This window comes from Aeromonas finlandensis, assembly GCF_000764645.1.
Taxonomy (GTDB): Bacteria; Pseudomonadota; Gammaproteobacteria; order Enterobacterales; family Aeromonadaceae; genus Aeromonas; species Aeromonas finlandensis.
The window spans coordinates 51,328-72,193 of sequence record NZ_JRGK01000263.1; the positions used below are offsets into that span (position 1 = coordinate 51,328).

16 protein-coding genes are annotated in these 20,866 nt (G+C 57.3%); 12 read left to right on the forward strand and 4 right to left on the reverse strand.

From position 1 onward, the window contains the following. Window positions 1-4 precede the first annotated feature (4 nt). Window positions 5-3,286: a miniconductance mechanosensitive channel MscM gene (gene mscM / locus LD28_RS0113900; RefSeq protein ID WP_033137551.1), complete on the reverse strand. Its 3,282-nt coding sequence runs from the start codon at window positions 3,284-3,286 to the stop codon at window positions 5-7. 155 nt (window positions 3,287-3,441) lie between these two features. On the opposite strand from mscM, the gene LD28_RS0113905 reads away from it, so the two are divergent. Further along, entirely contained in the window at window positions 3,442-4,779 is a 1,338-nt protein-coding gene (locus tag LD28_RS0113905; protein ID WP_033137552.1) for an MATE family efflux transporter, read from the forward strand. Window positions 4,780-4,882: 103 nt separating this feature from the next. Here LD28_RS0113905 and LD28_RS0113910 read toward each other — a convergent pair whose 3' ends face one another. Continuing rightward, window positions 4,883-5,704, reverse strand: coding sequence for a peptidoglycan DD-metalloendopeptidase family protein (locus LD28_RS0113910; protein ID WP_033137553.1), 822 nt, complete (start codon window positions 5,702-5,704; stop codon window positions 4,883-4,885). Between the two features lie 302 nt (window positions 5,705-6,006). Here LD28_RS0113910 and LD28_RS0113915 point away from each other — a divergent pair, with 302 nt between their 5' ends. Beyond that, complete coding sequence (locus tag LD28_RS0113915; RefSeq protein ID WP_033137554.1) at window positions 6,007-6,789, forward strand: BPSS1780 family membrane protein; 783 nt, start codon at window positions 6,007-6,009, stop codon at window positions 6,787-6,789. A 66-nt stretch (window positions 6,790-6,855) separates the two neighbouring features. Here LD28_RS0113915 and LD28_RS0113920 read toward each other — a convergent pair whose 3' ends face one another. Continuing rightward, window positions 6,856-7,755, reverse strand: coding sequence for a LysR family transcriptional regulator (locus tag LD28_RS0113920; protein WP_033137555.1), 900 nt, complete (start codon window positions 7,753-7,755; stop codon window positions 6,856-6,858). Between the two features lie 126 nt (window positions 7,756-7,881). On the opposite strand from LD28_RS0113920, the gene LD28_RS0113925 reads away from it, so the two are divergent. The 4 genes from LD28_RS0113925 to oxyR all read left to right on the forward strand — a co-directional run bounded on the left by LD28_RS0113925 (window position 7,882) and on the right by oxyR (window position 12,331). Continuing rightward, entirely contained in the window at window positions 7,882-8,742 is an 861-nt protein-coding gene (locus LD28_RS0113925; protein WP_033137576.1) for a Vmh family MBL fold metallo-hydrolase, read from the forward strand. Window positions 8,743-8,816: 74 nt separating this feature from the next. Continuing rightward, window positions 8,817-9,461: a DsbA family protein gene (locus LD28_RS0113930; RefSeq protein WP_033137556.1), complete on the forward strand. Its 645-nt coding sequence runs from the start codon at window positions 8,817-8,819 to the stop codon at window positions 9,459-9,461. Between the two features lie 173 nt (window positions 9,462-9,634). After that, window positions 9,635-11,275 carry a methyl-accepting chemotaxis protein gene (locus tag LD28_RS0113935; RefSeq protein ID WP_033137557.1) on the forward strand — a complete coding sequence of 547 codons (1,641 nt, stop codon included), beginning with the start codon at window positions 9,635-9,637 and terminating at the stop codon, window positions 11,273-11,275. Between the two features lie 156 nt (window positions 11,276-11,431). Further along, window positions 11,432-12,331 (forward strand): DNA-binding transcriptional regulator OxyR, encoded by a 900-nt coding sequence (oxyR, locus tag LD28_RS0113940; protein ID WP_033137558.1) that lies wholly within the window; start codon window positions 11,432-11,434, stop codon window positions 12,329-12,331. Window positions 12,332-12,380: 49 nt separating this feature from the next. Here the strand turns inward: oxyR and LD28_RS0113945 are convergent, their stop codons facing one another. Next, window positions 12,381-14,852 carry a penicillin-binding protein 1A gene (locus tag LD28_RS0113945; protein WP_033137559.1) on the reverse strand — a complete coding sequence of 824 codons (2,472 nt, stop codon included), beginning with the start codon at window positions 14,850-14,852 and terminating at the stop codon, window positions 12,381-12,383. A gap of 299 nt (window positions 14,853-15,151) precedes the next feature. On the opposite strand from LD28_RS0113945, the gene tapM reads away from it, so the two are divergent. The 6 genes from tapM (at window position 15,152) to aroK (ending at window position 20,857) form a co-directional block, all read left to right on the forward strand. Next, on the forward strand, window positions 15,152-16,216 hold the full coding sequence (tapM, locus tag LD28_RS0113950) for a PilM family type IVa pilus assembly protein TapM (RefSeq protein ID WP_033137577.1): 1,065 nt from the start codon (window positions 15,152-15,154) through the stop codon (window positions 16,214-16,216). Continuing rightward, window positions 16,204-16,782, forward strand: a complete 579-nt coding sequence (gene tapN, locus LD28_RS0113955) for a PilN family type IV pilus biogenesis protein TapN (protein WP_033137560.1) — start codon at window positions 16,204-16,206, stop codon at window positions 16,780-16,782. Before tapM ends, tapN begins: the two co-directional genes overlap by 13 nt. After that, the gene (tapO, locus tag LD28_RS0113960) at window positions 16,779-17,378 is read left to right on the forward strand and encodes a PilO family type IV pilus biogenesis protein TapO (protein ID WP_033137561.1); all 600 of its coding nucleotides are present in this window, start codon (window positions 16,779-16,781) and stop codon (window positions 17,376-17,378) included. Before tapN ends, tapO begins: the two co-directional genes overlap by 4 nt. After that, window positions 17,375-17,908, forward strand: a complete 534-nt coding sequence (locus LD28_RS0113965; protein ID WP_033137562.1) for a pilus assembly protein PilP — start codon at window positions 17,375-17,377, stop codon at window positions 17,906-17,908. The genes tapO and LD28_RS0113965 overlap by 4 nt, the downstream gene beginning before the upstream one ends. A gap of 16 nt (window positions 17,909-17,924) precedes the next feature. Then, window positions 17,925-20,147 carry a type IV pilus secretin PilQ gene (locus LD28_RS0113970; protein WP_033137563.1) on the forward strand — a complete coding sequence of 741 codons (2,223 nt, stop codon included), beginning with the start codon at window positions 17,925-17,927 and terminating at the stop codon, window positions 20,145-20,147. A 191-nt stretch (window positions 20,148-20,338) separates the two neighbouring features. Continuing rightward, window positions 20,339-20,857: a shikimate kinase AroK gene (gene aroK, locus LD28_RS0113975; RefSeq protein ID WP_033137564.1), complete on the forward strand. Its 519-nt coding sequence runs from the start codon at window positions 20,339-20,341 to the stop codon at window positions 20,855-20,857. The last annotated feature ends 9 nt before the right edge of the window (window positions 20,858-20,866 follow it).

The window sequence follows — 20,866 nt, forward strand, 5'->3', positions numbered from 1 at the left end:
CGGGTCAGCCCCGGCTCAGGTGAATGTCGATCTGTTGATGGGGCAAGGGGAGTCCCTGCTGCTGCATCTTCTCCAGCACCAGCGAGTGAACCTCGTGGGTGATGGGCATCCGATGATCCATGTTGTTGACGTAGAGGCGGATCTCGTAGATCAGCGCCGAGTCGGTGAATTCGATCAGGAAGACCTCGGGGGTCGGTGTCTCCAGCACCAGCGTCGAGGCCTGTATTGATTCTTCCAGAATGCGCTGTACCAGTTTCGGATCCCGGGTCAGCCCGATCCGGATCCGCAGTTTGACCCGGGTGATGGCGTCGGAGAGCGACCAGTTGATGAACTGCTCGGTGATGAAGGCCTTGTTGGGCACGATGATCTCCTTGCGATCCCAATCCACTATAGTGGTCGCCCGGGTTTTGATCTTGGTGACGGTACCGGTGAGATCGCGGATGGTGACGGTATCACCGAGCCGGATCGGCTTTTCAAACAGGATGATGAGGCCAGAGACAAAGTTGGCGAAGATCTCCTGCAGGCCGAAACCCAGACCCACCGAGAGGGCGGCGACCAGCCACTGGGTCTTCGACCAGTCGATACCGAGCATGGAGAATCCGGTGAGGGCGCCGATCAGGATCACCATATACTTGCTGGTGGTGGTGAGGGCAAAGCCGGTTCCGGGGGAGAGGCTCAGGTGCTGCAGCAGGGTCAGCTCCATCAGCCCCGGCAGATTGCGGGCAGTCACCACGGTTAGAATGAAGACGAAGGCGGTCAGCATCAGATCCTGCAAGGTGATGGCCGAGAGCTGCTCGATGCCGCCAATTTTGCTGCTTACCTGCCACACCTCGATATTGCTGAGGAAGCTGAAGGCGGAGTTGAGATCCGACCATTGCACCACCACCAGCATGGTGAAGCCCAGCATCAACAGGGTGCGCACCAGTCCCAGCGACTGGGCGCTGATGGTATCGAGATCCAGCTCGTTCTCTTCCACCACATCGGGGATCTCCGAACTCAGCTCCTCCTGATTGTCGTCACGCCCGCGCTGGGCCAGGATCTCGGCCCGCTTGCTCTTGGCGCGCTCGAAGGCGAGGCGGCGGCGCTGGATCAGCATCCAGCGTCTGGCCAGATAGTAGACCAGCAGGCAACCCAGCCCCACCAACAGGCTCAGCTCCAGCTGGCGCAGCAGGGTGCGCGAGGTATAGAAGTAGCCAAACAGGGCGCCGATCACCGCCAGCAGCGGCGCCAGCATCAGGCTGTTCCAGATGAAGTGGTGTAGCAGATGAGGCTTGGTCATGTCGGTCTGGCCCCAGGTGAGCGGCAGCCGCTCCCGGTTGAGGCGGGCGAAGAAGAGTAGCAGCCAGAGTGCGCCGATCATGAAGGCCATCCGGCCGAGGGAGTCGTAGAAGGCGTGCTCCTGATAGCTGTTGGCCATCCCCTGCACGAAGAAACTCGGGATCAGCACCAGCAGCAGGGTACGAAACTGGCCCCACACCTTTTGCACCTGTTCGCGAGGCCAGCGGAAGTGGTGGATCAGGATCCCCCGCTCCAGCGTCAGATGGCGGGCCATCACCAGCGCCAGCAGCAGAAACCAGATCTCGCCAAGGCCGCGCGCCACCGCCACCGCAAACGGGTATTGCCAGGCCCCTTCAAGCAGGCCGCGCACCATCAGCACCATGGCGGGAAGCGGTAGCGCGGCGAGCAGGGAGCGCAGCAGCAGACGACTGGTGAGGCTGAATTTGTCCTGGGTTACCTTGCCGACCCGCGGCGCGATATGGTCGCAGTATTGGTTCAGGTGACGGGCCAGTTTGAACCAGCTCCAGGCCAGTACCAGCAGACCAATGCCGGCCAGGGTAAGACTCAGCGGGCTGTTTTCGGCGATGGCATAGGGCAGTTGCAGCCAGTTGTCCGGGTTGAAGGCCAGGGTCAGTGCGGCGGGAATGCCGAGCATCACCTGTGGCGTAAAGGGGCGCACATCTGGCATCCAGAACAGATGGCTGGCGCTTATTTCGCGGATCTCGTCGATCTTGCTGTTCTGGCGGCTGTAGAGCAGCTTGAGACGGGTCTGCTCTTGAATGAGGGTGTCGGAGGCATCGTTGAGCCGAGTCAGCAGTTGGCGACGGGCTTTGAGCAGGTTGTCGAGTACCGCTTGTTGCGGTCGATCCAGCGTCACCTCTTCTTCGGCTATCAGCTTGTCGCGCAGCTGACGGGTATCCTTGAGCCCATCCTGCTCGCTCTCGTACTGGTACTTGGCCATGCGGGCGTTGACGATGGCGGACTCCAGCTTGTCGAGGGGAAAGTAGGCGGGCAGATCGGAGAGTTTGCTGCGTAAGTTCTCGCCGTAGGCATTACTGATCTGCAGCCACTCCAGCTGCTCGCGCACCGAGTTGACCAGCTCATTCAGTTCAAACAGATTCTTGTCGACGCTGCGCTGCTCATCCTGCACCCGTTCAATCTGATCCTCCAGCGTGCCGAGCTGGATGGAGAGCGCCTGATTCTGCTGTTGCTGCTCCAGCAGCAGCGGCATGTCGGTGGTGAGCTGTTTGCGCAGCCGCTCGCTCTCCTCCAGCGCCTGCTCGGTCTTCTCCCGCCGCAGCTGGTTCTGCTGGGTCAGCAGGCTGGCTTGCCACTCATCCTCGTCGGCGATGGCGAGATTGAGCTCCTGCAGTTTCAGCTTGCCGAGATCGTTGCGCTGTTGGGCGGAGAGCTGCTCCAGCTCCAGCATCTGGATCCGGTCAGAGAGACTCTGCTCCTTCATTCTGGTCAGCAGCAGCTGGGCTTCCTGCAGGCGATCCGATTCGCTGCTGAAGCTCAGTCGCTCCAGCTGGCTGCGGGTCAGTTGCAGCTGTTTGCGCAGATCGTCCACCCGCTGGTGATACTCCTGACCGGTACTCTCCAATTGGTTGAGACTGTCCATCACCCCCTGCCGCTCCTTGCGCAGGTTGAGCTGGCGGTTGCTACTCAGGCCAATGGCCTGGCGCAACGCCTCCTCCTTGAGACTCGCCAGCGGCGGGCGAGCGGCGGGTTGATAGTTGTGCAGGCTATCCTTGAGGCGCGCCGACTCCTTGGGGTAGTCGATGAGGATTTGCTGATAGGCTTTGCTCTGCTCCCGATAGCGCTCGGCCTCTCTGGCAAATTGCAGGGCCTGCTGGTAGCTCTCCCGCAGCTTCTGGTTTTCCGGTGTGTCGCTCTTGGGCACGCTCTGCAGCAGGGATTCAGCCTGGGCAATGGCATCGTCGGCGCGCACTGTGGGCGGCAACAGCATAAGGGAGAGCAGCAAGAGGGTGAGCAGGCGTTGCAACATGAGGCTCGTTTCCGTTCAGAAGAGGTGGCCCTAGCCTAAAACAGGGCAGGGAGGCGGGTAAAGAAGTCTATATTAATGATTCATAACACAAATAGCAGGAAGTCGGGCTGCCGTTTCGTTATGATCCCGGCCGCACTCTCTCCACCGAGTCGAATATGTCAGCTGTTGATCTGGGCACAGCCCCACTATCTCGCCTTTTCTGGCGTTACGTAACCCCGACCGTGGCGGCCATGCTGATCACCGGCATCTATGTCACCATCGATGGCATCTTCGTTGGCCATGTACTGGGTCAGGATGGCATGGCCGGTCTGATGCTGGCTTACCCCATCTGCGCCGTGCTCTATGCGGTGGGTGCCCTTATCGGCATGGGGGCCTCGTCGCTGGTCTCCTTCTATCTGGGGCAAGGCAATCCGGCCAAAGCCCGCCATATCGTCGGCAATGCGCTGGTGATGGTGTTGCTGGCCTCGGCGCTGCTCAGTTTTATCGGGATCCGCTATGGCGAGCCGATGCTGGCCTGGATGGGGGCTGAAGGGGAGATCTTCACCGCCGGTCTCTCCTATCTGCAGGCTTACGCCTGGCTTGGCTTCTTTTCGGTGCTGTCGATGGCGTTCAGCTCGCTGCTGCGCAACGATGGTCGCCCCGGGTTTGTCACCATCATCATGGTGGTCGGGGGGCTGCTCAACGTGCTGCTCGACTATCTGCTGATGGTGGTGTTCCCGTTCGGGCTTGCCGGGGTGGCGACGGCCACCATGATCTCCCAGGCGGTGACGGGCCTCGCCTGTCTGTGGCACTTCTTCACGCCGCGCAGCCAGTTGCGGATCGGCTGGGACACCCTGCGCCCCGATCTGCGGCTGATGGGCGAGACGGTGCGACTCGGGATCTCCAGTTTTCTGATGTACCTCTATCTGTCGGTAGTGCTGGCGCTGCACAACAAGGCACTGCTGGCGGTAGGCACTTCGCTGCATGTGGCCGCCTACGGGGTGATCAGCTACACCGAGGCCTTCTTCTATCTGGTGTTCGAGGGGATCGCCATGGGCATCCAGCCCATCGCCAGCTTCAACGCGGGGGCCGGTCACTGGCGGAGGGTGTTGCGGATCCGCAATCTGGCGCTCGGGGTAACGTTGGGGATTGCTCTGTGCGGCATGATCCCGCTCTATTTGTGGCCGGAGGCGGCGGTCTATCTGTTTGCCGGGGACAACGCCACCTTGTTGCCGGTGGCGAGCCTCGGGATCTGGCTCTACTTCTGGGGGCTGCCGATGGAGGGTTTGCTGCTGGTGGGGGCCACCTATTTTCAGGCTATCAACCGGGCTCGCATCGCCTCCCTGCTCACTGGCGGCAAGCTGGTGCTGATCGGCGGCTTCTTGTGGGGATTCTCGACCTTGTGGGGTGTGCCCGGGGTCTGGCTGGCATTGCCAACGTGCAGCTCGTTGCTGGTGCTGGTGATGTGGCGCGCGATGCGTCGGGAGTCCGGCGCCCATGCGCTGGCCGGATAGACAATCAGGTACGACGTGCAGATAGCAGACAGGCAGCCATGGGCTGCCTGTTTTGTTAGCGGACTTTTTGTTAGAGGATTTTTTGTTAACGGGCTCTGCCGATTCAGGGCTTGAAGGCGCCGATAAAGATGGCGGGATCGACCCGGGTATCGTTGAGGCTGACGTTCCAGTGCATGTGGGGGCCGGTGGCGCGGCCGGTCGAACCGACTCGCCCGACAATGCCGCCGCGCGGCAGGCTCTGGCCGAGCTTCACATCGATCTTCGACATGTGGCAGAACATGCTGATGAGCCCCTGACCGTGGTCGACAAAGACGGTATTGCCGTTGAAGAAGTAGTCGCCGATCAGGATCACCTTGCCAGCGGCTGGGGACTTGATCGGGGTACCGGCGCCGACAGCGAAGTCGAGCCCGGAGTGGGGATTGCGCTCTTCACCATTGAAGAAGCGACGCAGGCCAAACGGGCTGGAGAGTGGGCCGTTGACCGGCTTGTCGAACATCAGGTTGCTCGGCTGGTTGGGGCTGAAGGTCTGGTAGGCTCGGGTCTGCTCGGCCAGCTCGTGGTTGATGCGGGTCATATCTTCTGCAAGCGGATTGACCTGACGGCTGTTCTTGAGCTTGATGTGCTGTTCGCGGTAGTGCTTGGGGGTGACGGTGAAGCTGAGAGTGCGGCCATCACCTGTGGTCAGCTGCTGGGTCCCAAGCGGGTTTTTGAGAGAGATGCCGACGATGGCGATCCACTGGTTGTCTTCACGGACCACCAGCACGGGCTTGTCGTGATAGCGGGCCGTGGGTGCTGTTGCTTCAGCTCCCAACGGGATCACGGCAACGCCACCCGGCACCGGATGGTTGAGCAGGCGACTGATAAAACCCTCGGCCAGGGCCGACTGGCTGGCCAGTAACAACAACAGACAACAAACAACTCTCATGACGATACCACGCGATGTTAAAACGCCCGGGATGGCGGGACGACAACCCCCTTGTCCGGCATTGGTGGACCACGAAAGGTGACCACGACACGTTGGCTACGGCAATGGCGACCGGGGGAGGGGGCAGATTGTGCCTCGTTATGGCCGGGGCAGCCAGAGGCGGGGCGTGGCTGACGCTTCTTTTGTGCAGCGCTGCGTCAGGTTTTATGTGGTGGTCGGGCCGCTTCGCCATTGAGTCGCTCCCGCCCTAGCTCTAGAATCGGCTTCCGGCACTGATGCCACCGACACTCCGAGGAGACGATATGAACGGACAACCCCTTTTGCGAGCTACCCCTGCCCGCCACAAAACAGGCCGTGGCTGGGTCTGGGTTCGCAGCGGGTTCGATATCTTCAACAAGGGGATGGGGGCCAGTGTCGCCATGGTGGTGTTCTGGTTTGGCGTCGGCATGGTGCTTGATCTGCTGCCCGCGGGTGGATTTATCTCTCAACTGCTCTACATGGTGTGGGGGGCGGGGTGGGTTGTCGTAGCGGCCAGAGGGTATCGGGGCGAGGCGCTCAACTTCAACGATCTCTTTGCCGGCTTTCGCCACAAGCTGACCCCCTTGATGCTGGGTGGCCTGCTGGTGCTGGCACTCTTTATCCTGATTGGGCTGGTTTGCGGTGGCCTGCTCTCCATGTGGGGACTGCTCTCTGTGTTGACTCAAGATCCGGATAGCATGGTGGTCTCGGCCCTGCAACTACAGCAACTGCTGCTGGTGTTGCTGGTGGGTATGGTACTGGCTATTCCGGTGCTGATGGCGGTGACCTTTTCGCCAGCCCTTATCTATTTCCATGATGTCGGTATTTTGCAGGCAGCCCGACTCAGCTTTGCCGGTTGCTGGCGCAATATGTGGCCCTTCTTCTGGTGGGGTCTCCTCTCTGCCATTCTGCTGCTGTTTGGCGCGGCGCTGTTGCTGGTAGGTCTGCTGGTGGTGATCCCGGCGCTTAACTACTCCATCTATGTGGCTTATCGGGATATTTTCCTGGACGAGAGTGCGCAGCAGGAAGCGCCGCCGCAGGTTGGCCCGTTTGGCTTTGAAGCCTGATCAACGGATGAAGATAAAGAAGGGGCCCGCAGCGGCCCCTTCTTTATGGTCGGGTGTGTGAATTGCTCACTCCTGCCAGATGGGATCGGCTGCCATGCGGGCCAGCAGAAAGTCGAGGAAGCTGCGCAGCAGCGGTGACATCTGTTTGCGAGTGGCATACACCCCGTAAACCCCGAGTCGCTTGGGTTGCCACTCGGTCAGCAGGGGCACCAGCTCTCCCCGCTCCAGATAGGGCTGGGCCGAGTAGCGAGGCTGCAGGCTGATCCCGGCGCCGCCCAGCGTCGCCTCCAGCAGCAGGTTGGAGATATTGGCGCTCAGGTTGCCGCTGACCGGTACTGACTCGGGGCCACCCGGACCATTGAACTCCCACAGGCTCTTGCCGAAGTAGGTGTAGGTGAGGCAGTTGTGCAGCGCCAGATCCTGCACCTTGTGCGGCATCGGATGACGGGCCAGATAGGCCGGGCTGGCGCAGACCACCGAGTGGCAGGTGCCGAGACGGCGCGCCACCAGATTGGGGTCGAGGTCGTTGGTGATGCGCACCGCCAGATCGATCCGCTCCTCCACCAGATTGACGGTTCTGTCGAGCAGCAGGATATCGATGGCCGTCCCCGGGTATTGCGCCAGATAGTCGTTGGCGGCCCCGACCAGCAAGGCTTCCGACAGGGAGTAGCTGCTGGTGATCCTGAGCTGCCCCTTGGGGGCATCGTCGCTCTTTACGGCGATCTGCTCCATCTCCTCTCCCAGCGCCAGCATGGCGCGGGCCCGGTTCAGTGCCTCCTCGCCTGGGCCAGTCAGGCTAAGACGCCGGGTGGTACGGTGCAGCAGGCGGGCGCCCATCCAGCTCTCCAGCTCGGCCAGATAGCGCGACACCATGGCGCGCGACATATCCAGTTTCTCTCCGGCGCCGCTCAGGCTTCCCTGTTCGACTACGCTGACGAAGACCCGCAATGCGGTCAGTCGATCCATGTATGGCTCTCTATATGTTCGGTATGTGCAACAGTGATGCGCTGTTAGTGCTGTATTTGCACCCTAAATGATCCAATACACTGTGTCCATCAAATGACCCCCCGAATACTTAATGAGGAATAGATGATGAACAACACCCTGATCCGCAACCTGACTCTGGCTACCACCCTGCTCAGCGGCGCCGCACTGGCCGCCCCCCTGAGCGTGACCGTCTACAACCCTGGCGAGAAGGCGATCTTCCCGGTCTCCTCCTCACTGGTGACCGGTGACAAAGAGGCAATCCTGATCGATGCCCAGTTCGACGTGCAAAATGGCCAGGCGCTGGTCGACATGATCAAGAAGAGCGGCAAGAAGCTGACCACTGTTTATATCAGTGCCGGTGACCCCGACTTCTACTTCGGTCTGGAGCCGGTCATGGCTGCGTTCCCGGATGTCAAAGTGTTGGCCGACCAGCATGTGGTTGACCATATCAACCAGACCAAGGATGCCAAGCTGAGCTACTGGAGCCCGATCTTGGGCAAGGGCGCACCGAAGAGCCTGACCGTGCCGCAAGTGATGACCGCCAGCCACCTGACACTGGATGGCGAGAAGATTGAAATCAAAGAGATGAACACTCCGAATGCCTACCTCTGGGCACCTTCCATCAAGACCGCTTTTGGTGGTGTGCCGGTTTACCACGGGGTGCATGTCTGGATGGCGGACAGCCAGACCAAAGCGGCCCGCAGCAACTGGGTCAAGGCGCTGGACAACTTGCTGGCCCTGAAACCCGAGCATGTGGTACCGGGCCACTTCCTGGGCACTGCGCCCAAAGGCAGTGCCGCTGTGACCTTTACCCGTGACTATGTACAGCGTTTCGAGCAGGAGCTGGCCAAGGCGAAAAACTCCGGTGAGTTGATCGAGGCCCTGAAGAAGGCCTATCCGGCACTGCCGGTTGACGATGGCCTGGCCATTGGTGCCAAGGTCAATACCGGCGAGATGAAGTGGTAAGCCACTGAGCCTGCTCTCCCTGTGTTTTTTACCGGGCCTCTGGGCCCGGTTTTTTATCCAAGATTGACGTGAGAATGAAGATGAGCGAACAACAAACCACCCTCCATTATGTCTATGACCCGCTCTGTGGCTGGTGCTATGGTGCCGCCCCCCTGCTGCAGGCGGCAGCCACCATTGTCGGACTCAAGATCGAGCTGCATGCGGGCGGCCTCTGGCTGGGCAGCCGCCGTCAGCCGATGGGCGAGGCATTGCGTGATTATGTGCGCCCCCATGATCAACGGATTGAAGCGCTGACCGGCCAGCATTTTGGCGAGCGCTACTTCAACGAACTGCTGCTGCGGGAAGGGTGCCTGCTGGACTCCGAGCCGCCGATCCGTGCAGTCTTGGCCGTCACGGCACTGTGGGGCGATGGGCTGGCGATGTTGCACCGGATCCAGCAATCCCACTATCGGGACGGGATCTGGATTGGTGAACCGGCGTTTCTCGCCACGCTGGCGGCAGAGCAGGGGATTGCTGTTGAGGCGTTCCAGCAAGCCTATCTGCAGGCTCCCTTGTTACAACATTTGGCGGACAGTCAGGGTTGGATGAGGCGGCTGGGCGGTCAGGGTTATCCGACTCTGGGGTTGGTTCGCAATGATCAGGCGACCCCTATCCGTGTCGCCGATTTTCTGGGAGACCCGGATGGATTTCGCCAGCATCTTATCGCCTTGAACCAGTGACAATTTCCGGGGAATGGGTTGGAGTGACTTCAGGAGCCCGCGCTTGGGCCGATAGCCAAGCATGCACAGAAACGATATGAAATCCTTCCGCTTTCTGTGCGCAGACTATGCTCTATATGACCATTCCCGAAGGATGTTGCGGGAGTGAAGACCCATTTCAAGGAAGCCCTCATATGTTCAAAAACATGTCTATCGGCCAGAAGTTGAGCGCCGGATTTGCCATTATGGCCGTGCTTGTTCTGGGGTTGGCCTGGTTTTCAATCAGCCAGTTGGCAAAGCTCTATGGTGACACCGAAACCATAACCGGCAATTTGCTGCCTTCCACACGTTATGCCAGTCAAATGCATGTCGCCATTCTGGATGCTCGGCGTTCCGAGCTGTCTCAGGTCATCGCTGGGCTCAACAAGGATAATCAGGAGTTGAGCGAGCGGACGCTGACTTTCAACAAAGCCAAGCAGGAATTCGACCTGGCGGCCCAGAAATATGGCTCGACCCCCTTTAGCACCGATGAAGAGAAGCAGACTTATGAGCAACTGGTGAGTGCAGGGGCCAGATACTTTTCGGTACATGAACAGTTGATGAGCGCATTTGCAGCAGGCGATTTGGAGCGTGTCAAAAGTTTGCGTAAAAACGAGACGCGTGCTGCGTTGCAAGAGGCTGGCGACAAATCATTTCGACTGCGAGAAATCAACAATGAGCTCGCCGAGCAGATGACGAAAGGCGTGGCCGATCTCTATGACAATGCCAGAACCATGAGCATTATCGTCGGCCTGGTGACCCTGGGCTTTGTGGTGGTGATAGCCTGGTTGCTGACCGGTCAGATCCGCAACCCGGTGATGGCGTTGCTGGAACAGACCCGCCGGGTCTCCTCCGGTGATCTCTCTTCGCGCATCGATATGCAGCAGTTCAACAATGACGAACTGGGTACCCTTGCCAAAGGGTTTGGCGAGATGCAGACAAATCTGCGGACGCTGGTGAGCGAAGTATCGGGTTCCGTGGTGCAACTGAGTTCTGCCGTTGAGGAGATAAGCTCGGTGGCTCGCCAATCAGCCAATAACATGAATGCCCAGCAGCATGAGTTGAACCAGCTGGCGACGGCGATGAACGAGATGCAGGCCACGGTACAGGAGGTTTCTCGCAATACCAGTGATGCTGCCAGTGCGGCCACGTCGGCCAGCGAAACCGCAGAGATTGGTGCCAAGACAGTGAACGATTCAATCCTGCGTATCGAGCGGGTAGCCGGGGCCATCGAAAGTACAGCCGTGGTTATCCGTCAGTTGGGGGATGACAGTCGTAACATCGGCATGGTGCTGGAGGTGATCCGCGGGATTGCCGAACAGACCAACCTGTTGGCGCTCAACGCCGCTATCGAGGCAGCCCGGGCCGGTGAGCAGGGACGTGGTTTCGCGGTGGTAGCAGATGAAGTGCGTACTCTTGCCAAACGGACTCAGGACTCCACCTCTCAAATCAACACCATCATCGCAGAGTTGCAGCAGCGTGCCGAACAGGCGGGTAGTACCATGCAGCAGAGCCAGGAGCTGATGAACACGACGGTATCCACTGCACGTGAAGCCGGGGCATCGATCTCCCAAATCAGTGGCTCGGTCAGCAGTATCTCCCACATGAATATCCAGATTGCGACCGCGACCGAAGAGCAGGGTGCCGTCAGCGAGGAGCTCAACCGCAATGTGGTCAATATCAGCCATGCCTCCGAAGAGGTGGCGTCGGGTGCTACCCAGATGGCTCAGGCATGTAACGAGCTGAACCATCTGGCGACCCAGTTACAGGATATGGTGCGTCGCTTCCGGGTGTGATCTCGCGTTAAGTTGACAAGCCCGCTTGCCGCAAGGTAATCGGGCTTTTTCTATTTGGGGCTCGGCAGGCGGGTTATCAGGACCGGGAGATAGCTTGTCCCGATGGTTGATATTGTGCATGCTGGTGGCCCATTTTCCAGGCAGGACTCTTGCTGTATGAATCTTCGCGATCTCGAATATCTGGTGGCGCTGGATGAGGAAAAACATTTTCGCAAAGCGGCCGAGCGCTGTTTTGTTAGCCAGCCGACGCTGAGTGGCCAATTGCGCAAGCTGGAGGATGAGCTCGGAGTCATCCTGATCGAACGTACCTCGCGCAAGGTACTGTTTACCCCGGCTGGCGATGCCATGGCGCACCAAGCGCGGCGGGTGCTCAAGGAGGTGCGCGAGCTCAAAAGCATTGGCCAGCACTTCTCCGAGCCGATGTCCGGGGAGATCCACATCGGATTTATCCCGACCGTTGGCCCCTATCTGTTGCCCCGGATTATTCAGACCCTGCGTGAAAGCTTTCCCCAGCTCGAGTTTTATCTCTATGAAGAGCAGACCCAGACCCTGCTGAAGCGGCTGGAAGAGGGGGTGCTGGATTGCGTCATTCTGGCCGAGATGGATGGCATGGAGGGTTTTGGCTCAATTCAGCTATACCATGAACCGATGTGGCTGGCGGTACCTTGTCATCATCCGGAAGCAAAGGCCAGACAGGTGCCGCTCGGCAATCTCAAGGGCAAGAAATTGCTGATGCTGGCGGATGGGCACTGTCTGCGGGATCAGGCAATGGGATTCTGTTTTGCCGGTGGTATCGGTGAAGATCAGCGCTTCAAGGGCACCAGTCTGGAGACCCTGCGCAACATGGTGGCGGCAGGCAGTGGCATGACCTTGATCCCGCAGTTGGCAGTACCTGCCGATCATGATGAGGGGGGGGTAAGTTATCGGCCGGTCATCGAGCCGGTGCCCGGGCGTACCATCTCGCTGCTCTATCGCCATTACTCGGTCCGCAGACCCTGTTTCAATGAGTTGGCTGCATTGATCGTCAGGCTGATGTCAGGGCAATTGACCAAATAAAAAACCGGCAGCCAAGGCTGCCGGTTTTGTTTCTGCCGCAAGTGCGGGATCAGAAAATATCGTCAGTGGATACGGGACCTTCCACATCGGGGTTGTCACCGCCGTATACCTGATTGCCATCCGAGCTGGGGGTGGCATAGCGGGTCGGTTCAGTCCCTTCCTTGAAGTATTCGTCAGTACCGCCACCGGCAGACAACAGGCCGGTTTCGCTGTCTATTTTGACCGTCATGATCCCCTCGGGAACCGGCATCTTGTGCTCCGGTAGCTTCTTCAAGGCAACCTTCATGAAGTCGATCCAGATGGGTTGCGCAGCGCCACCACCAAATTCGGCTCGGCCCAAACCACGCTGATGGTTGTCAAAACCGATCCAGGAGGTGGCGACAATATCCGGGGTATAGCCGGAGAACCAGGCATCGCGGGATTCGTTGGTGGTACCGGTTTTGCCGGAAATGTCGTGACGTTTGAGGTCTCGGGCGGCACGCCAGCCAGTACCACGCCAGCCGTTGCCACCCCAGATCGCGGTGCTCAGGGTATCGGTGATCAGGAATGAGCTCTGGGCACTGATGGTATGTGGCGCTATGGTCGGCGCGAGGGGGGTCTGCGTACCATCTTGTGTCGCGCCATCCGCAGTCGGCTGCGGCAGTGTGCTCTGCTCGGGTGCCGCCTGCTGTTCGCAAGTGGAGCAGGCAATGGCAGGATTAGCCTGATAGAGGGTGTTGTCCAGACTATCGGTCACTTTGTCGATAAAGTAAGGGGTCACCAGGAAGCCACCGTTGGCCAGCACCGAGTAGCCACGCACTACTTCGAGCGGGGTAAACTCGGCTGCACCCAGCGCCAGCGACTCATGGGGAGAGATGAAGTCGCGCGGGAAGCCAAATCGAGTCAGGCCATCGATATAGGTATCCAGCCCGATGGCGCGCATCAGCCGGACCGACATTACGTTTTTGGACTTGGCCAGACCCAGACGCAGCGGGGTTGGACCATCATAAACAGCCGGGGAGTTCTTTGGCTGCCACATCGGTCCCTTTGAGGGATCCCACTGGTTGATCGGCGCATCGTTGATCAGCGACGCCAGGGTATAGCCGTGCTCCAGTGCGGTTGCGTAGAGGAAAGGCTTGATGTTGGAACCGATCTGGCGGCGTGCCTGATCGACCCGGTTGAATTTGGATAGCTCGAAGCTGAAGCCACCGACCAGCGCTTCCAGTGCCCCGTTTTTCGGGTTCATGGCAACCAGCGCGGCGTTAACATCCGGGATCTGGGCCAGCAGCAGTGCTTCGCCTTCTTCGCGGACCCAGATTTGGGCGCCGACTTTCAGGACATCGCGCGCTGATTTCGGGGCATAACTTTGACGGTCATCGGTGATAAAGGAGCGAGCCCATTTAATCCCGTCCCAGCCAAGCTCCGCTTCCTTGCCATTTTTCAGCACCAACGTTGCGCTGCGGTCACCGAGCTTGGTGACTACCGCAGCCATCAGCGGATCATAAGAGGGCTGCTTGCCAAGGTGGGCAACGATCTGTTCGTAATCCCAACTGGTTTCACCCGCTTTCCACAACTGTGCCGTTGGGCCGCGATAGCCGTGGCGCATATCGTAGGCAAAGACGCCATCCAGCAGCGCTTGTCTGGCAGCCCGCTGACGTTCGGCAGAGACGGTGGTATAGACATGCAGACCCATGGTGTAGGCATCTTCCCCGAACTGTTCCACCATCTTTTGGCGAACCATTTCACCTAGATAGGGGGCATGCAGGGTCACTTCGGCGCCGTGATAACGGGCCTTGATCGGCATTTTGGATGCTTCGTCAAACTGGGCCTGAGTGATCTTGCCGGTTTCCAGCATCCGGCCCAGCACCACGTTGCGACGAGCAAACGCGCGCTCTGGGGAGCGGATGGGGTTGAGCATGGATGGGGCTTTGGGCAGACCGGCAATAATGGCGATCTCGTCCAGCCCCAGATCCTTGACCTCTTTACCAAAGTAAACCTGAGCCGCGGCACCGACCCCGAAGGAGCGGTAACCGAGCGGGATCTTGTTGAGATAGAGCTCGAGGATCTCGTCTTTTGAGAGATTCTGTTCAATCCGCCAGGCGAGGAATACTTCCTTGATCTTGCGGACGATGGTTTTTTCGTTGCTCAGGAAGAAGTTACGTGCAACCTGCTGGGTAATGGTACTGGCGCCTTGGCGAGCATGGCCAGAGACTGCCCAGACTGAGGCTGCCCGGATAATACCAATCGGGTCAATGCCCGGGTGCTCATAGAAGCGGGCGTCTTCGGTCGCCAGTACGGCATCGATCATGGGTTGCGGAATTTCGTCCAGACGCAGCGGAATGCGACGAATTTCGCCATATTGGGCGATCAATTCCCCATCCCGGCTGTAAACCCGCATCGGGGTTGCCAGCTTGACGTCACGTAGTGCGGTGACATCGGGCAGTTGGGGTTTGATATAGAAGTAGATACCGATGAGGCTGGCGACACCCAGCACTGCACCCAGCATCATGACAATAAACAGGCGAACAAGCCATTTCAGCATGGAAGAACTACCAATCGTCTTAAAATTAGCCAACGGGCGCAGAGTATAGCCCTTTTGCTATCTGGAATTCGAGGTTTTCCTGTGACGAGCCACCGACCTCAAAAGGATGCGAGAGGTTAGCACTACGGGGCGTAATAACCAAGGATCGCCCCCTTGATTAAGAAAGCGAGGTAGGTCACTTTTCGGTATAAACTTTATGACATTGATAGTTAGAGCATTTAGGATGAGTGAAGCCGTCCTCAGATCGGGTGTTCTACACTCAGTCAAGGAATAAAACCCAATAACGCATGGATGTGTATATGTTTGGGCTATTTAACAAGGGGTCCCTCCTCCCGCTGGTGGGCATTGATTTTGGCAGCCAGACCATCAAGGCCGTTACCCTCAGTGGCCGACCCGGCAAGCTTCATCTCGAATCGGTCGCCGATATCGCCACCCCGAAAGGGACGCTGGTTGACTATCAATTGCAGGATATCGAGCGCGTCAGCCAATCTATCAAGACCCTCAAGCGTCTTATCCCGGGTAGCAGTGACTATGCAGCTACTGCAGTGGCCGGTTCCAATGTCATCACCAAGGTCATCCAAATCGATTCACGCCTCAGCGACAAAGAGCTGGAGAATCAGGTGCAGCTTGAAGCCGAGCAGATAATTCCTTTTCCCCTTGATGAAGTGAGCCTCGATTTCGAGGTATTGGGCAACAGCAACAGTAATGAGGAGCGTCAGGATGTGTTGCTGAGTGCTGCTAGGACTGAGAGTGTCAATGGCAGGGTTAGTGCTCTTGCCGAGGCTGGGATCGCGGTCAAAGTGGTGGATGTCGGTGCTCATGCGCTGGGTCGCGCTGTGGTGGCTTGCCTGCCAGAGTTACAGGAGAGTGAGCGGCCTGTCGGGGTGATCGACATTGGCGCCAGTGCCATGACGTTTGCTGCACTGGTCAAAGGGGAGGTGATCTACTCCCGTTTGCAGAACTTCGGTGGAGATCAATATAGCCAGGCGCTCTCCTCTTTTTATGGCATGACGCTGGATGAAGCGGAACAAGCCAAAACCAAAGGCACCTTGCCTGTTGATCATGAACTGGATGTGCTGATGCCTCACATCAACTCGTTGTTGCAGCAGGTGCGTCGTAACATCCAGCTATTTTGCAGCTCGTCCGGTTATCGTGAAATATCAAAACTTGTGTTGACGGGGGGCGGAAGCCTGTTGCCAGGTCTGTTGGTGCAGGTCAAGGAGGAGGTCAATTGCGAGGTTTTGCACCCTGATCTGTTTGCACTGTTTGGCAAACCCAAAGGTGAGGCCGAGCTGGTACATGGTGCGAAATATATGACGGCATTTGGGTTGGCTCTGAGGAGTTTCACGCCATGTCAAATATAAACCTCCTGCCTTGGCGTGAGGCCAGGGCGCAGCGGCAAAAGAAGCAGTTCGGGGCCTTACTGGGGCTTTTTGTGCTGGTAACGGTAGCATTGAGTTTTGTGGCTGACTGGCTGGTCGAACGTCAGATTGGTGCCCAGCAACAACGCAATCAGCGACTGGTACAAGAGATGACAATTCTCGATGCGCAACTAGGCGAGATTCGTTTGCTCAAGGAGCGCCGCAAAGAGCTGATTGATCGGATGCAGCTTATTGAACATCTGCAGACGCGCCGAAATGTACCTGTTCGTCTCTTCAACCAACTGCCTTCGCTGGTACCCAATGGGGTTTATCTCAATACCCTCGCCATGCAGAACAATATTATCGATGTTAACGGTAAGACCGAGGCTTACGGTCGGGTTGCCAGCATGATGCGCCGTATCGATGGTTCCGGTTGGCTGGGACAGTCGAAAATCAGCACCATTTTTGCCGCAGATATCGCGCCAGTGTCACTGAGCCAGTTTTCCATGATGTTCCTGATTGCCAATAACGCTGCGGCTGCAGGGGATGTGGCCAAGGAGAACAAATGAACCTTCAGCAACTCAATGAGCTTGATCTGAATGACATCGCTAGCTGGCCAAAATGGGCGAAAGGGATCTTTATCCTGTTTTGTTGTGTGCTTACTGGTGGAGCAATTTATTACTATGTGATTGCCAGTTCACTGACCAATTTGACTCAGGAGACTGCCAAGGAAGCTGAGTTGAAAGCCCAGTTTGAGAGCAAGGCGATGCTGGCGGCCAATCTGGGGGCTTACAAGATGCAAATGGTGAAGCTTGAGCAGATGGTTGATACCCAGCTCAAGCAGTTACCCAATACCCATGAGGTGGCTGGTTTGCTGGATGATATCAGCTTTATAGCAACAGATAACGGCTTGAAACTGAACCGCATCAACTGGGAACCCGAGGTCAAGCACGAGTTTTCGACCGAGTTGCCCATGAGGATCGAAGTTGTGGGCAATTACCATGAAATTGGTAAGTTTACCGCTGACATGGCGGCCTTGCCCCGTATCGTGATCCTCGACTCCTTTACCCTCGGTCAAAACAAGGATGCGGGAGACCTGATTTCGATGTCGATGCTGGCCAAGACTTATAAGTACAACGGTAAAACAGTGGAGCAGAAACAATGAGACGTATCTGCTGGTTGTTACCTGCCCTCCTGCTGGCGGCATGTGGTGGCCAGGAGGACATGGATACTTATATTGCCCAGACCAAGGCAAGGCCACCTATTCCTATCGAACCTTTACCCGAGTTGAAGCCATTTGCCCCCATGCACTATCAACAGCGAGAGCTGCGTAGCCCCTTCATGATTCCCCAGCCCGAGGCGAGTGTCGGGGGTACAAGCAGTGCCAAGGTGCAGCCAGATTGTGCTCAGACCCTGATGGATCGGGAGAAAGAGGTGCTGGAAAATTATTCGCTGGCCAGCCTGTCGATGCATGGTTCTTTGGGCAAGGCGGGCCAGTTGTGGGCACTGATCAGTACCCCGGATGGCAAATCGATGCGGGTAGGGCTCAACCAGTATATGGGGCTTGATCAGGGGCGGGTCATCAAGATTACCGATACTGCAGTGGATTTGCTGGAAACCATTCCGGACGGGAAGGGGTGCTGGGTAACAAGAGAAACCCAGTTGGCGATGGCCAATGTGCAAGAAAAACAATAATCAGGGACGAACAGCAATGAGAACAACTGTCGATCGTATAACCAAAGTGGCTTTGCTGTTTTGTGCCAGTGCCTTTAGCCAGGCGTGGGCAGTGGCAACCTTGCAAGAGATAAAGGTCAATCCGCTGCTGGCGGATCAGTTGCAACTGGAGCTCAGCTTCAGTGAACCGGTCACCGGGTTTACCGATCGTCTCTCTTACCAACCAAATCAGCTGTTGCTACATGTTCCCGGTGCTGTGGGGGCGTTGAAGGTGAATCCGTTGTCGATTCAGCGGCAAGGGGTAGACAACATCAAGGTCGAAGGGAAGGGGGCTGGTCTGGATATCAAGATAGCCCTCGATCAGCTGGCGCCTTATCAGGTTCAGCAGCAAGGCAGCAAATTGTTGGTTTCGCTAGGTGAAGGCGCATCATCTTCGCTGATCAATGGCGAGAGCGCCTTGCTCGTTCCGGCAGCTACCACTGCCAAATCTTCCCCGACACCTGTCGTTGCCCCCTCGGCGCTGATCAATTCTCAGGTGGTTGCCAATTCTATGCCGGTAGTCCCAGCATCATCACCTGTTGCTGCCGTTCCCGCAGCCACCAAGCCGGTGCTCAATGATTACCAAAGTCGTGGTGGAAATAATGGTGCCTATTTTAACTCCGTTACCGGTGTGGATTTTCGTCGCGGCAAGGATGGTCAGGGTGAATTTCTGGTGACGCTGGATAATAGCTCGGCGGCTGTGGATGTGAGCAGTCGTGGGCAAACTGTGCTGGCCAAATTCCATGGCACTCGTGTACCGGATGGCTTGCTGAATCTGATCAATGTGCAGGATTTTGCTACCCCGGTGTCTCAGGTCGAGGTGTCCCGGCAGGGGAGTGATACCCTGTTTGAACTGTCTATCAACGGTCAGTTTGATTACCGTTACGATCAGGCGGATAAGCTCTTCATTATCGAGGTGAAAAAACGGACAACTGCCACTGCATCCAAGCAGTATCAGGGCAAGCCCATCTCATTGAACTTTCAAGATATTCCTGTTCGTACCGTGTTGCAGCTGATCGCAGACTTCAACAATCTCAACCTGGTGACCACAGACTCTGTAGCAGGGAACATCACACTGCGTTTGGACGGGGTGCCTTGGGAGCAGGCGCTAGACATTATTTTGAAGGTGCGGGGTCTGGATAAGCGGTTGGATAACAATATCTTGCTGGTAGCTCCTGCAGAAGAGATTGCAACGCGCGAGAAGCAACAGCTGGAGAGCCGCAATCAGGTTGCTGATTTGGCACAGCTCTATACCGAATATCTGCAGATTAACTATGCCAAAGCCTCGGAAGTGGCGGCCCTGCTCTCCTCTCAAAGTACCAAGCTGTTGTCGCCTCGCGGAGCGGTGAGTGTGGATGAGCGAACCAACGTGCTGGTGGTCAAGGACACGGCTGATGTGATCAGCAGTATCAAACGGATGCTCGATATTCTCGACATCCCGGTCAAACAGGTAGTGATAGAAGCACGGATGGTGACTATCGATGACGGCTTTGATGAAGCACTCGGGGTGCGCTGGGGGGTGACCAAGAACGATGGTCATGGCAACAGTACGTCAGGCTCCATTGAGGGGAATGACGGTTCTGGTAACAATAATGGAGGCTCGACAATCACCAGGCCGACAGCAGACGATCGGCTGAACGTCAACCTGCCGGTGACCAATGCGGCCGGTACCCTGGCCTTCCAGGTTGCCCGTCTGGCTGATGGCACCTTGCTGGATCTCGAGTTGTCGGCGCTGGAAAAAGAGAGCAAGGCCGAGATTATCGCCAGTCCGCGCGTGACCACGGCCAACCAGAAACCGGCGTTGATCGAGCAGGGTACCGAAATCCCCTATGTGGAGTCCTCTTCCAGTGGTGCCACTTCGGTTACTTTCAAGAAGGCGGTATTGAGCTTGAAAGTTACGCCGCAGATCACCCCTGACAACCGGGTTATTCTCGATCTGACCGTGACTCAGGATACCAAGGGTGAGACAGTACCGACCGGTACAGGTGATGCTGTCTCCATCAACGCCCAGTCCATTACCACTCAGGTGCTGGTGAATAATGGTGAGACGTTGGTGCTGGGTGGCATCTATCAGCAGACCATCAAGAGTGATGTAACCAAGGTGCCGCTGCTTGGCGATATCCCCGGATTGGGGGCCTTGTTCCGCAAGACCACTAGCGAGAACAAAAAGCGGGAATTGCTGATTTTTGTGACACCCAAGATAGTCACCGACGCCTTCTGAATGCTTTACATGTGAGGGTAAAACACATATAACCTTACGCCCCAATGAGGCTGGGGCGTGAGGGCTGCGGTTGCCAGTCCCGATATCTATTGAGATAATCCCCCTCCTGATCCATCGCAAGATAAGGTTCATAGGTACCCCGATTCAGTATTTATCGGGGTCGTACAGTTTGTAATTACTAACGAAAAGACATGGCTGAGAAACGCAATATTTTCCTGATAGGTCCCATGGGTGCGGGCAAGAGCACCATAGGTAGACATCTGGCAGAACAACTGCACATGGAGTTTTTCGACTCAGATCATGAGATTGAGCGCCGCAGTGGTGCTGATATCGGCTGGGTGTTCGATGTTGAAGGCGAAGAAGGTTTCCGGATTCGCGAAGAGAAGGTGATCGGCGAATTGTCAGAGCAGCAGGGTATCGTGCTGGCGACCGGTGGCGGTGCCATCAAGAGTCGCGAAACCCGCAACAAGTTGTCTGCTCGTGGCATCGTGGTCTACCTCGAAACCACTATTGAAAAGCAGCTGGCGCGCACACAGCGAGACAAACGCCGCCCTCTGCTACAGACCGAAGAGCCGCCGCGTGAGGTGCTCGAGCGTTTGGCACAAGAGCGTAACGCCCTGTATGAAGAAGTGGCTGACTTTGTTATCCAGACGGATGATCAGAGTGCAAAAATCGTTGCCAATCAAATTGTAAAGCTGATCGGTATGTAATCTAGAGGG

Coding starts and splice junctions, on each gene's coding strand:
- mscM (WP_033137551.1), bottom strand. CDS start 3,286: ATGTTGCAACGCCTGCTCACCCTCTTGCTGCTCTCCCTTATGCTGTTG.
- LD28_RS0113905 (WP_033137552.1), top strand. CDS start 3,442: ATGTCAGCTGTTGATCTGGGCACAGCCCCACTATCTCGCCTTTTCTGG.
- LD28_RS0113910 (WP_033137553.1), bottom strand. CDS start 5,704: ATGAGAGTTGTTTGTTGTCTGTTGTTGTTACTGGCCAGCCAGTCGGCC.
- LD28_RS0113915 (WP_033137554.1), top strand. CDS start 6,007: ATGAACGGACAACCCCTTTTGCGAGCTACCCCTGCCCGCCACAAAACA.
- LD28_RS0113920 (WP_033137555.1), bottom strand. CDS start 7,755: ATGGATCGACTGACCGCATTGCGGGTCTTCGTCAGCGTAGTCGAACAG.
- LD28_RS0113925 (WP_033137576.1), top strand. CDS start 7,882: ATGAACAACACCCTGATCCGCAACCTGACTCTGGCTACCACCCTGCTC.
- LD28_RS0113930 (WP_033137556.1), top strand. CDS start 8,817: ATGAAGATGAGCGAACAACAAACCACCCTCCATTATGTCTATGACCCG.
- LD28_RS0113935 (WP_033137557.1), top strand. CDS start 9,635: ATGTTCAAAAACATGTCTATCGGCCAGAAGTTGAGCGCCGGATTTGCC.
- oxyR (WP_033137558.1), top strand. CDS start 11,432: ATGAATCTTCGCGATCTCGAATATCTGGTGGCGCTGGATGAGGAAAAA.
- LD28_RS0113945 (WP_033137559.1), bottom strand. CDS start 14,852: ATGCTGAAATGGCTTGTTCGCCTGTTTATTGTCATGATGCTGGGTGCA.
- tapM (WP_033137577.1), top strand. CDS start 15,152: ATGTTTGGGCTATTTAACAAGGGGTCCCTCCTCCCGCTGGTGGGCATT.
- tapN (WP_033137560.1), top strand. CDS start 16,204: ATGTCAAATATAAACCTCCTGCCTTGGCGTGAGGCCAGGGCGCAGCGG.
- tapO (WP_033137561.1), top strand. CDS start 16,779: ATGAACCTTCAGCAACTCAATGAGCTTGATCTGAATGACATCGCTAGC.
- LD28_RS0113965 (WP_033137562.1), top strand. CDS start 17,375: ATGAGACGTATCTGCTGGTTGTTACCTGCCCTCCTGCTGGCGGCATGT.
- LD28_RS0113970 (WP_033137563.1), top strand. CDS start 17,925: ATGAGAACAACTGTCGATCGTATAACCAAAGTGGCTTTGCTGTTTTGT.
- aroK (WP_033137564.1), top strand. CDS start 20,339: ATGGCTGAGAAACGCAATATTTTCCTGATAGGTCCCATGGGTGCGGGC.